This is a genomic window from Intrasporangium chromatireducens Q5-1 (genome assembly GCF_000576575.1).
GTDB classification, from domain to species: Bacteria; Actinomycetota; Actinomycetes; order Actinomycetales; family Dermatophilaceae; genus Intrasporangium_A; species Intrasporangium_A chromatireducens.
The window spans coordinates 1-315 of sequence record NZ_AWQS01000637.1 but is presented as its reverse complement, the minus strand read 5'-3'; the positions used below and the strand labels follow the sequence as shown (position 1 = coordinate 315).

Annotated in this window: 1 protein-coding gene; it reads right to left on the bottom strand. The window is 61.0% G+C overall.

From position 1 onward, the window contains the following. Window positions 1-45 precede the first annotated feature (45 nt). Window positions 46-315 (bottom strand): GNAT family N-acetyltransferase (locus N864_RS23220; RefSeq protein WP_034723386.1); only part of this gene is annotated, 270 nt, incomplete at its 5' end.

Sequence of the window (315 nt, the reverse complement as noted above, 5' to 3'; positions counted from 1 at the left end):
CCAGTCTTCGGAACGACTGATCGCGGCAGTTGAGGGCGTTACCGATTACGGCTCGTATATGCGAAATCCGCGAGCGAGGTAGTTCCGCAAGGCGTTCGGATGATCGTCGCTGGAGGTGTGGAGCCAGATTCGCTTTGGGGAGTCGGCCCAGATCGTGTCGAGGGCTTCGCTGAGGAAGGCACGCCCGATCCCGCGGCCGATTAGCCCGGGCAGGATTCCGAAGGAATCGATCTCCACCTCGGGAAACTGCCTCGTGTTCAGCGACAGAATCCCGATGTCTTCGCCCGCGACGGTGCCCACAAAGTGCACGAACTG